This is a genomic window from Streptomyces sp. bgisy130, assembly GCF_057708345.1.
Map to the genome: position 1 here is coordinate 437,983 of NZ_JBYISA010000002.1, position 11,954 is coordinate 449,936.

Below are 11,954 nucleotides of genomic sequence, written 5' to 3' on the forward strand. Positions count from 1 at the left end.
AGCCCGACGAGCGGCTCCGTCCGAGGGAAGCGCTCGCCTCTGCCCGCGGGGCCGTTACTGCGGCCTGGCGCGCGGCGCGTGGAGGCATGGCGGCCCTGGTGGTTCTCACAGTGGCGGCGGCCGGGGTGCCGGTCGCCATGGCCTGGGTGACCCGGCTCGTCCTGGACTGTCTGGTCGGGGTGGACGGCGCCGCACTTCTCGGACTCGCCCTGGTACTCGCCGGGCTCGGCCTGGCCTCGGCGCTACTGCCGCCCCTCGCCTCGTACGCGGGCAACCATCTGGGCCGGGCTGCGAGCCTGACGGCACTGGATCTGCTCTTCACGGTGGTCAACTCCTTCGGTGGACTGGCCCAGTTGGAGAACCCCGCTTTCCAGGACCGGCTGAGGATGGCCCAGTCCGCGGGCACCCAGGCGATCGGCGGCACCGTCCAGTCCGGGCTGCGGATCCTGGGCGGCGTCCTCACGACGGCCGGCTTCGTCGGTGCCCTGTGGGTGGTGAGTCCGGCGATGACCGTTGTGGTGCTGGCCGCCACGCTGCCGGTATTGCTGGCCGAGCTCCGGCTCTCCCGCCGCCGGGCGTTGAGCGACTGGCGCATCAACGCGGCGCAGCGCAGGGAGGTCTTCTATCAGCTCCTGCTGTCCAGCCTGGACGCCGCCAAGGAGATCCGGCTCTTCGACGCCGGCGGATTCTTCCGGGACCGGATGCTCACCGAACGGCGCGCCGCGGACGCCGAGCGCCGGGCGGTGGACCGGCGCGAACTGGCGACGCAGGGCGGTCTGGCCCTGCTCGGTGCGCTGGTCGGCGGCGCCGGACTGGTCTGGGCGGCACTCGCGGCCCGGCGGGGGGAGCTGACGATCGGGGACGTCTCGATGTTCGTCGCCGGAGTCGCCGGTATCCAAGCCGCTCTGTCCGGCCTCGTCCGGTCCCTGGCCGACCTGCACCATCTGCTGCTGATGATGCGCCACTACCTCGCCGTCGTCGGCGCCGCCCCGAACCCTGCGGCACTTCAGGACGGCGCGCACGTCATCTCCCACCGGCTGCCGGAGCTGCGTGAGGGCATCGAGCTCCGGGATGTGTGGTTCCGCTATGACGACCACCATCCCTGGGTGCTGCGCGGGGTGAACCTCTTCATCCCACACGGCCGAGCCGTCGCCCTGGTCGGATCCAACGGAGCGGGCAAGAGCACCCTCGTCAAACTGCTGTGCCGGTTCTACGAGCCGACCCGCGGTGCGGTGCTGTGGGACGGCGTCGACATCCGCCAGGTCCCCGCCCAGGAGCTGCGCCGCCGACTCGGCGCGGTGTTCCAGGACTACATGCACTATGACCTGACGGCCGCTGAGAACATCGCCGTCGGCGATGTCCGGGCGCTCGATGACCGGCCCCGGCTGCGGGCAGCGGCCTGGCAGGCCGGAGTCGACCGGACGCTCGACGCGCTGCCGCGCGGCTTTGACACCCTGCTGAGCAGAATCTTCACCAACGGCCACGACCCCGGCACGGGTGCGCTGCTCTCCGGCGGGCAGTGGCAACGGCTCGCCCTGGCCCGGGCGTTCCTCCGGAAGTCCCCCGATCTGCTGATCCTCGACGAACCGAGCTCCGGACTGGACGCCGAGGCAGAACACGATCTCCACCTGCGGCTCACCCGCTACCGGGCCGGCCGGACCAGTCTGCTGATCTCGCATCGGCTCGGCGCGGTCCGTGACGCCGACTGGATCGTGGTGCTCCGCGAGGGCCGGATCACCGAGGAAGGCACCCACAACAAGCTCATGGCCGGCGACGGCACTTACGCCCGGCTGTTCACCATCCAGGCCGATGGATACCGGGAGGAGCGTCCGAGAGCGCGGAAGGAGGATGATCCGGCACGGCAGGTGGGCGGCTGAGCGATCGGTCGACCCTACGCTCGCCCTGTTGGGACACCTCGCGGAGGCGTGAGCCGCCACATGGACGTCAGTCCGTGTGCTGGTAGGTCGGGTAGGTGAGGTAGCCGGTGTCGCCGCCCTGGTAGTAGGTGGTCTCGTCGACGGGGGCCATCGGCAGGCCGGTACGGAGGCGTTCGACGAGGTCGGGGTTGGCCAGGAAGCCGCGGCCGAAGCTGATCAGGTCGGCGCTCAGGGCCAGCCAGCGGTCGGCTTCCGCGCGGTCGGTCTGCTTGGGGCCCATCGGGAGGACCGGATTGACGATCATGGACGGTGTGGCAAGGCCGCCGGCCGCGGCCCTGCCACGGGTCATCGGGGCCATCACCATCCGGTTGGGCAGGGTCAGGTCACCGAGTCGGTAGCTGCGCCCGGGCCCATGGAGGGCGATGCGGTCGCGTGAGTTGTCCGAGGAGGCTGTGGGTCAGGTGAGGGGATGAGCGCCCCACGCGTTCTGGAGAGCTGACTGCACGCCTTCACCAAGAACCAGGTGCGTCATCCCGCCTGGCAGGGTGGGCAGTTCAGCCCAGTGAGTCACGGTTTCCTCACCGGTAAGGCCGGAAGGCAAGCGGACAACCCCGTCGGAGTCGACGAAGCAGTCCCGGTGCTCCGCCCCGTCCTCACTCCAGTGCAGAGTCATGAAAACCATCGGCCTCACCAGCCAGAACTCCTCACCCAACGCCGTATCGGCCTCGGGCTCAGTGGCGCTGTCAGCCGGATACCGGCCCGTGATCGCAGCTGCCACCGGTGTACCGCTCCGAGGCAGCCTCTCGCGTGCGTCAACCCACGTCACCACGGTGTTCAGATTCGTCATCTCCACCCTCACTCAGCACTCGGCACATCGTCTTCTGCCCCTGTGCCGGCGGTCGGCAGGGGCACTGCCTGACCTTGGCATCTGACAAGACCGTCCCGCGTTCGCGAGGGTTGCCTGAGCGGGAATGGGCACTGGATGGTGAGCACCCCGGGGCGCATCCCCTGCGAGAACTATGGGTGGTCAGCTTCTGCAGTGGCAGCATGCCGTGTCATGGCAGACGACAGCACCAGCAGGTTTCAGGCAGGCCAGTCGGGCCTCATCGTCAGGGTCCCGGACGCGGAGCTGGTCGTCCGCGCATGGCGTGAACGGTTCGATCCGTCAGCCCGAGCAGGAGTACCAGCCCATATCACGGTGCTCTTTCCGTTCCTCGGTGAGAGTCGGATAGATGAGCGTGTCTGCTCGGCCCTCACTGACGTGCTCGGCAGGCATCATGCCTTTGACCTGCGGTTTGAGAGATGTGGGCGGTTTCCGGGGGTGCTGTATCTCGCTCCTGAGCCAGACGCAGAGTTGCGGCGGCTCACAGAGGTGATCGCTGACCAGTGGCCCGAAGCTCCGCCCTATGGCGGCCAGTTCACCGAGATCGTGCCCCACCTGACCGTCGCTGACGGTCAGGACGATGCAGTTCTGGATGAGATCGAGGCCGACCTGCTCAGCAAACTCCCCTTCACGTCCAGCGTCTCGTCAGTTGACCTCATGGTGCATGACGGCGTGAAGTGGCAGGAAGGGGCGTCGTTCGCACTCCGTGAATGAATGGGTCGTAGCCCAGACCACGGCGCGCAACGTGGCGTTCGGCGCCGGCTGTTGAATCGGGCGCCTGGGCCGTCAGCGATCGTCCGCAAGCTTCAGGGACAGTGGAGACTGTGGGGCAGTTCTCCCCGATGAGATCAGGAGCCCCCCGTGGACGACATGGAATGCGCGGAAGCTCTGGAGACAGTCCTGCGGGACCTCCAGGCACAGTGCGCGGTGCAGCCAGACATACGTTCGGACGACGGGTTCGGGATCGTGCTCTGGGCCCCGGACGGTTCAGGCCAGGGCGTGACCCCACATCCGGATGGCACCGCCGCAGAGTTGCTGGTGCACCTGGCGGATCAAGCCCAGGACTGGGCGGTGGAGGCACTGTGGTCCGAAGGTGCATCGGCAGTCTGGCCACAGTGCCCGACGCACCCGGACACGCATCCGCTGACGGCGACCGTCCGCACGGACACGGCAGTGTGGGTATGCCCGAAGAGGGGGACGACGGTGGCGCGGATCGGAGAACTGGAGACCCGATAGAGCGGGCGAAAGACGACGTCATGACGGTGGTGGGGAGCCGTGGCACCCGGGGCCCGGCTGGGGCGTGTCCTCGGCGGCGCGGACGCGGAGCAGGAAGGCGACCCAGCTGCGGTAGGGCTTCCAGCGATCGGCGAGCTTGGCCAGTTGGGTGACGTCGTCGTCGGCGGTCGGGGTGCCGAGTCCGTATGCGGTGGCAACGGCCTTGTGGACGCGTGGTTCGTGGCGGGGAAAGACGTCGGGGTGTCCTGCTCCCCGGATGAGGATGAGTTCGGCGGAGAAGGGGCCGATGCCGGGCAGGGTACGCAGTTCGGCGAGGGCGTGGTCGGCGGGCAGGGCGCGCAGGTGGGTTGCGTCGAGTCTCCCGTCGAGGGCCGCTTCGGCCAGCGCGTGCAGCCGCTGGATCTTGATGTGGGTGAGGCCGGGTACGTGGGTGATGGTGCGCAGGGCCGTGGGGGTGGGGAATGCGTGCAGGGTCTGGCCTGCGATGTGGACGCGGTGTCCGTGCTGTTGGGCGATGTGGGCCTTGATGGCGGCTGCCTGGGTCATACGGATGCGGTTGCCGATGATTGCCCAGGCGGCGGCTTCGTAGGGGGAGTGGAAGCACACCGGGCGCAGACTCGGGTGGTCCGCCATGAGTTCGGCCACCACCGGGTCCGCGGCAAGGCCGGGGAATCCGGTGGCGTCGACGTCGAGCGAGAGGATGCGGGCGAGCTGGGCCCCCACCGCCTGTTCGGTCGCTGCCTTCGCCGGGTGCGGGGTGCCGGGGTGCACGGTGAATTCGGCCCGTACCGCGCCCGTGCCGCCGTCTGCCCTCACCTCCTGCCGGACGGTGGCCGCGACGACCGAGGTGCCGTCGTCGGCGGGGAAGGCCAGGCGGAGGATCCGGTCCGCCGGCTGGTGGTAGTTCGCGGTGCTGAAGCCCTCCAGAAACCGGATGCCGGAGGCCAGCGAGAAGGGCCCGGCCGGGGTGAGGGTGACGGCGGGCACGGTCAGCCTCCGTGTGCGGTGAGGGTGTAGCCCTCGGGGCCCTCGAAGGAGAACATCGGCCCGAAGGGGCTGTCCGCGATCGGGGTGAGGATCTTGACCCCGGCGGCGGTGAGCTGGTCGTGGAGCTGGTGGGCGTCGGAGGTCTGGAACCAGAGCACCGCGCCGAGTCCGGGCCGTGCGGTGTCGGCGAGGTCGACGCCAGGGAGGAGCTCGCGGACGGCGAAGGGGGTCGGCTTGGTGTCGAAGACGACCGCGTGGGGTGGCGAGACCGCGGCCCGGCGCAGACCGAGGTGCTGCTCGCAGAAAGCCGCTGCGGCGTTCAGGTCGCGCACTTGCAGGGCGACGAAGTCGGGGCCGTCGATGGTGACAGACATGGGTCTCTCCTCGATCTCGATGTCAGAACTTTGACATAGGTGAGACTAGGGCGATGGGGTCGCGTATGTCAAAATGCTGACATGGTGAAGAACATGTCGGCTGAACCGCCTCACCCCTCGAAAGACGTCACCCAACACGTGGGATACCTGCTCAAGCGAGCCCAGGCCGCCCTCCGTGGGGCCATGGACAAGGTCCTGCGCGAACACGGCCTGACCGTGCCGCAGTACGCCACCCTCGAACTCCTGGCCCTGCATCCCGGCATGTCCAACGCCGACCTCGCCCGCGCGACCTTCGTCACCCGGCAATCCGGAAACGTTGTCCTGCGGGGCCTCCAGGAAGCCGGACTGATCACCCGCCCCGCCACCGCCGACCACGGCCGCGCCCGGCCCGCCCACCTCACCGAGGAGGGCAACGCACGCCTGACCGCGGTCCAGGCCGCCGTCTACGCCGTCGAACAGCGCATGGCCGCAGCGATCCCGCCACAGCGCCTGGCAGCGCTCCTCGCCGACCTCGACCGCATGGCGGCAGAGCTGGAGGAATGACCCCGCTCCCGGGCCGATGAACTCCCCCTGCATTCCCAGGGATTCACCGTTCTCGACGCGCCCGGACGGCAGTGGTTCGTCTACGCCGCAGTTGTTCGTCTACGTCGAGGCCCCGGCGGGCCCCAGAGTGCTCATGCGGGCGGTTTCCGCCGGACGTTGCCGCAGAGCCTGTGGGTGGTGTCGCGGACCGGGAGCCTTGGATGACTCCCGCGCCCGGTGTCAACGCGCCGAGGGGGCCGCCCTTACCCCGCTGCCGTCCGCGGCGCGTGCAGGATGATGGCATGACGCCCCATCGCGGCAGCCCGGCGGGCGGTCCTTGGCCTCGTCCCGTCATCCGCCTCCCACATGAGCAGGAGCTCTTTGCCCGTGGGCGCGGTATGCAGGACCACCTCGCCGACGCGATCACCGCTTTCGCGGGATCGATGGTCTTTGTGTATGTGCACCTGGTGTGGTTCGCCGGCTGGATCTTGATCAACGAAGGGCTCTTCGGTCAGGCCGCGGTCTTCGCCCCCTTTCCCTTCGGGCTGCTCACCATGATCGTCAGCCTTGAGGCGATCTTCCTGTCGACGTTCGTCATGGTCAGTCAGAACCGTCAGGCCGCGCGCGACACGATTCGCGCCGATCTCAACTTCGAAGCCAGCGTGCGTTCGGAGGTCTGGTCGGCGAACTTGGGGCGCGCCTTGGGCCTGGACCCCGAAGAGATCGAGAGGCAGACCCAGGAGCTCATCGCGAAGAACCGCGCCAAGATGAACAGCGAGATGGGACGGCGCCAGCCCTGACCGCTTGAGCTCGGGGCGGTAGGGCACTCTGCTTCCGTCGAATGCGCCCCATCAGACCTTCTCAGGCATTCTCAGCCATCAAGGGGAAGGAGTTGGAGCTCTCGCGGGGGACAAGTCCTGCCGGGGACGCCGCCGTCACGCGGAGTCGAAGCGTTCGCGGGCCGTCTCGATGGCGCCGAGGTAGCGGTGGGTCCAGTCGCACATGCCGTCGACTGTTGCGCGCAAGGCCCGGCCCGGTTCCGTGAGGGTGTACTCGACGCGTGGCGGCACGGTCGGGTGGACGGTCCGTTCGACCAGGCCGTTGCGCTCCAGCAGACGCAGGTTCTGGGTGAGCATCTTGTGGCTGATGCCCTCGATCTCGTTGCGCAGTTCGGTGAAGCGCAGCGTGCTGTCGCCCACCGCTTCGATGATCAGCAGCGCCCATTTGTTGGCGATGTCCGAGAAGATCTCCCGCGCCAAGGAGTCCGCCCGCGTCACATCCGCCTCGTCCTTGGCCGAGCCTTTGAGCTGCTTGGTCACCATGAGGTTCCCCAGTCACTTAAAAGTGCGTTCTTCCACGTCAGCGGCCACTCTCCTACGGTTTCCGAGTAACCACAAGAGAGCACGAGGAGACCGGCAACATGGCTATTACCCTGCTGAACCCCGACGGACTGCCCAAGATCGATGTCTACCGGCAGGTGGCGGTCGCATCCGGTTCGAAGATGGTCTTCGTTGCCGGGCAGGTCGCCTGGGACGCCGACGGGGTCACGGTCGGCGAGGGCGATCTCGCCGCCCAGGTCGAGCAGTGCTACCTCAACGTCGGCACCGCCCTGGCCGGGGCCGGCGGGTCTTTCGGCGACGTGGCGAAACTGACCGTCTACGTCGTCGACTGGACGCCCGAGAAGATGCCCCTGCTCCTGGACGGGATCTCCCGGGCGGCCGCGAAGCTGGGGGTCACTCCGGTGCCGCCGGCCACGCTGATCGGCGTAGCGGCACTGGACGTCCCCGAGCATCTGGTCGAGATCGAGGCCACCGCGATCCTCGACTGACCAGTCCGGGCGGGAAGTTGTTGGGGTGGGAGCCGTTGCGCTCGGCGTGGAGGTAGTCCTGCACGTTCTTCCACGCGACGGGAATTGGCGTCGGTGGAAAACCCCAATGGCATGCGAGCGGAAGGAAGCCTAACGAGCGTGTGCATGATTGGCGGTGAAGTGTCGAGGACTTCGGCGGGGCTTCGCGGAGAACGGACAACGCCCAACGGGACCGGATCCGGCCACCATGTCGCTCTCGCACATTCTTCCGGTCGCTATTCTCTGGGTACTTGGGGACTTTCGCGGATCCCGATGGATGTCACGCATTCTGCTGGTGACGGCGAGACTTCAGCGGATAGAATGTCGCGCGCTGCTCGCGATGGCGGTCGGTGAGGTGGCGGGGTCAGCTGTGGGGGGCGAGGGCGCCGTGATTGAGTTGCGAGAACACGCAATCATGGGCCGTCCTTCCCGAGGTTCTGAACGCGCGTTCGCTTTTTCTGGCCTGCGACGCTTACAGCTCTCCCATAATTTCCTCAAGCGATCACCACAAAGTGGTCCACGCACACCAGCGTGGACCCCTTTTTTTGTGGGGTGTTCGCGCCGGCGTCGGCGTCCGGGGCCGCGAAGTGGGCGTGCGGCGAGAAGCGTGTGTTTCGTTTTCCTGACACGAAAAGTGTGGAGTGTGATGCCATGAACCGAGTCGGCAGAGACTCTCGCCGGTCGGCCTGGAGGCTTGTGGGGCCGCTGGCGCGCGTGGGGTTATCCGTTCTCTTGCTGGCCGGCGGCGCCGTGGGAGCGACGGCCGGCCCGGCCGCCGCTTCGACCGACGACGGCACGCTGACGGTGGCGGTGCTGCGCGACTTCTTCGGCACCGGCGTGATCAACACGACGATGGACGTGCCGCAGCGGGGCATGAAGGTGGAGATCTCCGACCCCGCTGGGCATGAGGTCACCGGCGTCACGGATGCCACCGGGAAGGTCGTGGTCTCGCGGTCGACCGTGCTGAGCGGCGGCCAGTACCGCGTCGACGTCAGCATCCCGGCGCCGTACAGCGACTATCTGCGGGCGGCGCCCGCGTCAACGGCGGAGAACCACTTCCACAGCTTCACGTCGTTCGTGGATGTGTCGGACGGAAAGAACGCCTCGGTGGTGACGGGGGTGTGGGACCCGGCCGACTACGCGCTGCCGGACTCGCGGTACTTCGTGCCGATCCACAACGGCGCCAACGGGACGGACAACCGGGCGTTGGTGGCGTTCGGGACGAAGACCCGGGGCACGTGTCCCACCGATGTGGCGTGCCCGACCACGCTGGCCACACAGGACCAGGTGGGCACAACCTTCGGGTTGGCGTACGACAAGGACCGGACCCAGCTGTTCCAGAGCGCGTTCGCCCGCCGGTACGCCCCGTACGGGCCGCAGGGCGGGGGTGCGATCTACACGGTGCCGGTCAACGGCTCAGGTGCGCCGCAGCTGTTCGCGCGGGTGCCGGACGCCGCGGTGACGCGGCACGACACCGCCAACATGCTCAAGGATCCCGGGTTCACCGACGCGCCGGGCAAGGAGAGCATCGGTGGTCTGGCCCTGTCGGAGGACGGCTCCACGCTGTACGCGGTGAACCTGCGGACCCGCAGCCTGGTGAGCTTCGACGCGACAGGGGACACCGCCGCGGCGCCCAAGTCGACGGTCCCGATCCCGGACCCGGGGTGCGCGAGCCCCGACGACTGGCGGCCGTTCGGTCTCCAGGTCCACAACAACACGCTGTACGTGGGCGGCGTGTGCAGCGCGGAGAGTACGCAGCAGCGCGCGGACCTGAAAGCCTTCGTCGCCACCTACGACGGCAAGCGGTTCACCACGGTGCTGAGCCACCCGCTCACGGACAAACGCGGCAGCGTGTTCGGTTCCGGCGACAAGGCCACCCACTGGAACCCGTGGAACACCGGCCTGGACACGTGGGACGACCGGAAGGCGGGCGGCGTCTTCATCGATCCGCAGCCGGAGCTGGCCTCCCTCGCCTTCGCCCGTGACGGCTCGATGATCCTGGGTTTCCGCGACCGGTTCATGGACGTGCTCAGTTGGGGAGGGCTGGACCCCCGCCCGGGGAACGACACGGCGGAAAACGCCATGTCCGGTGGTGACATCACCATGGTCTGTGCCACTCCCACCGGTGAATACCAGTGGGAAGGCACCGGGAGCTGCCCCAACCACGCCACCCCCGCCAACAGCGGCGGCCAGCCCGCCGATGTCGTCGAATACTTCCCGGGCGACACTTACGCCAACGCGCACCAGGAGACCGCGCTGGGGTCGGTGGCGTATATCCCGCAGCAGCAGTGGGTCGTCAGCACGGAGTTCGACCCGGTTGTCGATGTCGCGACCTCAGGGACCGGGTACCACGACATCACGACCGGTCAGGGCCCGGGCAACAACCCGAAGGCCAACGGGTTCCAGTTCGTCAGCCGGGAACAAGGCGGGTTCGGCAAGGCCGGCGGGCTCGGTGACATCGCGTACGCGGCGGCGAACGCGCCGATCCAGATCGGCAACGTCGTGTGGTTCGACGGCGACCACAACGGGATCCAGGACCCGGGGCACGTGCTGCTGCCGGGGGCGACGATCAACCTGCTGGACGCGGACGGCAAGCAGGTCGCCACGACCAGGACCGATGCCGCCGGCGAGTACTACTTCGGTGGTGTCGGCGCCGCGTACGAACTCACGCCGGGCGCGAAGTACACGGTGCAGTTCGACGTGTGTACCGCGGACACCAGCAAGGTGCCCGACCAGCCCCCGGCGAGCGAGCTGCGGTTCACGCTCCCGCGAGCCGGTGCCCACCGTGCACATGACTCCAATGTGACGCCGCCGACCACCGGGCGGTTGTGCGATGGCTCCGCGCCTGTTACGGCGCCGGACAAGCCGGGCGGGGTCGATCACACGATTGACGCCGGGGTGTATATCCCGAAGGCGACGCCGACTCCGACTCCGACGCCGAGCTCGACCTCGACGCCGAACCCGACGCCGAGCCCGACTCCGACGTCGAGCCCGAACCCGACGTCGACCCCGACGCCGCCCCAGGCCCCGACGCCGAACCCGACCGCGCCGCCGGCCTCTGCGCCGCCGTCAGCCGTGCCGCCTGCCAACAACCCGGCCCCGCCCGGTGGGAGCAAGGGGTCGATGGCGCACACCGGTCTGTCCGCGCTGCCACAGATGATCGCCCTGGTCGGTCTGCTGGTGGGTGCGGGCCTGGTCATCGTGTTCACGAGCCGGAAGCGTCGCGCCCAGAAACACTGAACGAACCGAACAACAGTGATCTGCCTGCCCGCGGTCCGGAGGCCGCGGTCGGGCAGATCACGTCTCGGCCGGTCCACGAGGGCCGGCCCTGGCGTCGTCTGTCACTGGACTGCCGAGTGCCGCCGCGACCGCACGGCGGCCGAGCAGTGCGGTGATCATCGAGAGGGTGAATCAGAAGAGTGACAGCGTCGAGCCGCGTGCGGAGCGGGAGAATCCAGCAAGCTCTACCGGGCCGTGCGGCTGACCGTCGCCGATGGCTGCGGCCACGCTGGGCAGTAGCCGTCATCGGTATAGCGGCCGTCGCGGTGGCCGCGTTCCTTCTCGCCGACGGCGGCTCCGGCCCCAGTGGTCCGCGCGCACTGACGTCGGATGAGGCGAACCGGCTGGCGATCACGCGGTTCCGTAACTACCAGGCGCACGGCCGCGCGGTGACGATCACTGTGCCGGGCACCGCCGGCGGGCTGATCGTCACCGGGTCCGTCGACTACCAAGGCAAGCTTGGCTACGGCGTGGTGCGCGGCACCGGGCGCGACACATCCAGCGACGGTCTGATCGGGTGGACGGCCACCTCGGTGTCCGTCCACCCGATGGCGAACGCCCCGGCGCACGCACCCGCGTCGCCGCCCCGCTCGGCCTGGTACAGCCGTCCGCTGCTGGCGTCCGGCAGCGCGCTGGACAGTTCGCTGACCATCGCGCTCAAGCTTGGCAGCGACCGGCCGGACAACGCCGAACTGCTGCCGCAGAACGGCGCCGCCTGGCGGGGACGAGACGAGGTGGACGGGCATCAAGTGGACGTCATGACCGGGCCGGCCTCCCCTGACCGCTCCGGTACGGCGGGCAACGTACGCTACTGGGTCGGCTCGGACGGCACCATGTACCGGGTCCGCGTCAGCGTGGGTTCCGAACCGCAGCCGGTGGTCATTGACTTCGACACCCAGAAGTACGTTCCGGTCAAGCCGGTACCCGGAGTCACACCGACCCGGTAGCCG

At 68.6% G+C, this 11,954-nt stretch carries 12 protein-coding genes and 1 pseudogene; 8 read left to right on the forward strand and 5 right to left on the reverse strand.

The features are described from left to right. Window positions 1–98: 98 nt before the first annotated feature. Window positions 99–1,877, forward strand: coding sequence for an ABC transporter ATP-binding protein (locus AC3EUV_RS04700; RefSeq protein ID WP_488187848.1), 1,779 nt, complete (start codon window positions 99–101; stop codon window positions 1,875–1,877). Window positions 1,878–1,944: 67 nt separating this feature from the next. On the opposite strand, the pseudogene AC3EUV_RS04705 reads toward AC3EUV_RS04700, so the two are convergent. Together AC3EUV_RS04705 and AC3EUV_RS04710 are read right to left on the reverse strand one after the other, a co-directional pair. Then, window positions 1,945–2,184, reverse strand: a pseudogene (locus AC3EUV_RS04705) (alkene reductase); the annotation flags it as partial. A gap of 150 nt (window positions 2,185–2,334) precedes the next feature. Further along, window positions 2,335–2,724 carry an AQJ64_40280 family protein gene (locus tag AC3EUV_RS04710; RefSeq protein WP_432142167.1) on the reverse strand — a complete coding sequence of 130 codons (390 nt, stop codon included), beginning with the start codon at window positions 2,722–2,724 and terminating at the stop codon, window positions 2,335–2,337. A gap of 210 nt (window positions 2,725–2,934) precedes the next feature. On the opposite strand from AC3EUV_RS04710, the gene AC3EUV_RS04715 reads away from it, so the two are divergent. Next, on the forward strand, window positions 2,935–3,474 hold the full coding sequence (locus AC3EUV_RS04715; protein ID WP_435602225.1) for a 2'-5' RNA ligase family protein: 540 nt from the start codon (window positions 2,935–2,937) through the stop codon (window positions 3,472–3,474). A 156-nt stretch (window positions 3,475–3,630) separates the two neighbouring features. After that, window positions 3,631–3,996: a hypothetical protein gene (locus AC3EUV_RS04720; protein WP_435602275.1), complete on the forward strand. Its 366-nt coding sequence runs from the start codon at window positions 3,631–3,633 to the stop codon at window positions 3,994–3,996. Window positions 3,997–4,014: 18 nt separating this feature from the next. Here AC3EUV_RS04720 and AC3EUV_RS04725 read toward each other — a convergent pair whose 3' ends face one another. Further along, entirely contained in the window at window positions 4,015–4,983 is a 969-nt protein-coding gene (locus AC3EUV_RS04725) for a DNA-3-methyladenine glycosylase family protein (protein ID WP_435602226.1), read from the reverse strand. Window positions 4,984–4,985: 2 nt separating this feature from the next. Further along, a complete protein-coding gene (locus AC3EUV_RS04730) occupies window positions 4,986–5,357 on the reverse strand; it encodes a VOC family protein (protein ID WP_432142170.1) in 372 nt (123 codons plus the stop codon). Window positions 5,358–5,438: 81 nt separating this feature from the next. Here AC3EUV_RS04730 and AC3EUV_RS04735 point away from each other — a divergent pair, with 81 nt between their 5' ends. Both AC3EUV_RS04735 and AC3EUV_RS04740 read left to right on the forward strand, forming a co-directional pair. Next, window positions 5,439–5,900 (forward strand): MarR family winged helix-turn-helix transcriptional regulator, encoded by a 462-nt coding sequence (locus AC3EUV_RS04735; RefSeq protein WP_435602227.1) that lies wholly within the window; start codon window positions 5,439–5,441, stop codon window positions 5,898–5,900. A gap of 281 nt (window positions 5,901–6,181) precedes the next feature. Next, complete coding sequence (locus tag AC3EUV_RS04740) at window positions 6,182–6,679, forward strand: DUF1003 domain-containing protein (protein WP_435602228.1); 498 nt, start codon at window positions 6,182–6,184, stop codon at window positions 6,677–6,679. Window positions 6,680–6,814: 135 nt separating this feature from the next. Here AC3EUV_RS04740 and AC3EUV_RS04745 read toward each other — a convergent pair whose 3' ends face one another. Then, window positions 6,815–7,201 (reverse strand): winged helix-turn-helix transcriptional regulator, encoded by a 387-nt coding sequence (locus AC3EUV_RS04745; protein ID WP_386687376.1) that lies wholly within the window; start codon window positions 7,199–7,201, stop codon window positions 6,815–6,817. A 98-nt stretch (window positions 7,202–7,299) separates the two neighbouring features. On the opposite strand from AC3EUV_RS04745, the gene AC3EUV_RS04750 reads away from it, so the two are divergent. From AC3EUV_RS04750 to AC3EUV_RS04760, 3 genes are all read left to right on the forward strand, one after another. Continuing rightward, window positions 7,300–7,707 (forward strand): RidA family protein, encoded by a 408-nt coding sequence (locus tag AC3EUV_RS04750; protein ID WP_432142173.1) that lies wholly within the window; start codon window positions 7,300–7,302, stop codon window positions 7,705–7,707. Window positions 7,708–8,475: 768 nt separating this feature from the next. Beyond that, complete coding sequence (locus tag AC3EUV_RS04755) at window positions 8,476–10,965, forward strand: SdrD B-like domain-containing protein (protein ID WP_432142284.1); 2,490 nt, start codon at window positions 8,476–8,478, stop codon at window positions 10,963–10,965. 305 nt (window positions 10,966–11,270) lie between these two features. Further along, window positions 11,271–11,951 carry a hypothetical protein gene (locus tag AC3EUV_RS04760; protein ID WP_435602229.1) on the forward strand — a complete coding sequence of 227 codons (681 nt, stop codon included), beginning with the start codon at window positions 11,271–11,273 and terminating at the stop codon, window positions 11,949–11,951. Window positions 11,952–11,954 lie beyond the last annotated feature (3 nt).

What these genes read in the sequence shown, in the direction of transcription:
- AC3EUV_RS04730 (WP_432142170.1), bottom strand. Translation starts at nt 5,357, where the DNA reads ATGTCTGTCACCATCGACGGCCCCGACTTCGTCGCCCTGCAAGTGCGC.
- AC3EUV_RS04745 (WP_386687376.1), bottom strand. Translation starts at nt 7,201, where the DNA reads ATGGTGACCAAGCAGCTCAAAGGCTCGGCCAAGGACGAGGCGGATGTG.
- AC3EUV_RS04750 (WP_432142173.1), top strand. Translation starts at nt 7,300, where the DNA reads ATGGCTATTACCCTGCTGAACCCCGACGGACTGCCCAAGATCGATGTC.
- AC3EUV_RS04720 (WP_435602275.1), top strand. Translation starts at nt 3,631, where the DNA reads ATGGAATGCGCGGAAGCTCTGGAGACAGTCCTGCGGGACCTCCAGGCA.
- AC3EUV_RS04740 (WP_435602228.1), top strand. Translation starts at nt 6,182, where the DNA reads ATGACGCCCCATCGCGGCAGCCCGGCGGGCGGTCCTTGGCCTCGTCCC.
- AC3EUV_RS04735 (WP_435602227.1), top strand. Translation starts at nt 5,439, where the DNA reads ATGGTGAAGAACATGTCGGCTGAACCGCCTCACCCCTCGAAAGACGTC.
- AC3EUV_RS04710 (WP_432142167.1), bottom strand. Translation starts at nt 2,724, where the DNA reads ATGACGAATCTGAACACCGTGGTGACGTGGGTTGACGCACGCGAGAGG.
- AC3EUV_RS04715 (WP_435602225.1), top strand. Translation starts at nt 2,935, where the DNA reads ATGGCAGACGACAGCACCAGCAGGTTTCAGGCAGGCCAGTCGGGCCTC.